This is a genomic window from Bartonella sp. AC329YNZD, from assembly GCF_042196685.1.
Classification (GTDB): Bacteria; Pseudomonadota; Alphaproteobacteria; order Rhizobiales; family Rhizobiaceae; genus Bartonella.
In genome coordinates, this window is record NZ_JBHIQS010000129.1 from 1 (window position 1) to 516 (window position 516).

The following is a 516-nucleotide window of genomic DNA, read 5'->3' on the forward strand; positions in this document are numbered from 1 at the left end:
TTTGGGAGAGAGCCATTGGTAACATGACGGCGGAATGTTGAGACACTCATATGAAGTAATTTTGCACTTTCACGGTCAGTTAAAAGAATATCATTTTCTGTCATTCTAAAATCCTTTCTATCAAAAAATGGTAACAAATCATAACTATTTATTAACCACATTTTGGTTTATTTTTGAAGGTATTTTATTTATAGAAAACAATATTTTATCATATAAATTCTCATGTGATAATTTATGAGTCTTATTGAGAAAGAATGAGAGAGAAGAGAGCTAAAGTTATCCACAGATAATGGGGTTATGCACCCCATATCTTTAAGATTGACCGGTGACATAAGCCGCCCATTTCTCCATATAGACACGACGCTGTTCTAGATAGTCAGTACGACGATAAGCACGCTCTACTTGCCCCCCGACCGTATGAGCTAGAATGGTTTCAGCAACCTCATAGGGGGCATCGGTTGTTTCAGCAAGCCAATCGCGTAAACTAGAGCGAAAACCATGGGGGCAGGCTTCAAT

2 pseudogenes are annotated in these 516 nt (G+C 38.2%); both read right to left on the reverse strand.

Annotated elements, in window-relative coordinates:
• Nucleotides 1–104, reverse strand: a pseudogene (locus tag ACFIMW_RS09535) (helix-turn-helix domain-containing protein); the annotation flags it as partial.
• 208 nt (nt 105–312) lie between these two features.
• Nucleotides 313–516, reverse strand: a pseudogene (locus ACFIMW_RS09540) (integrase); the annotation flags it as partial.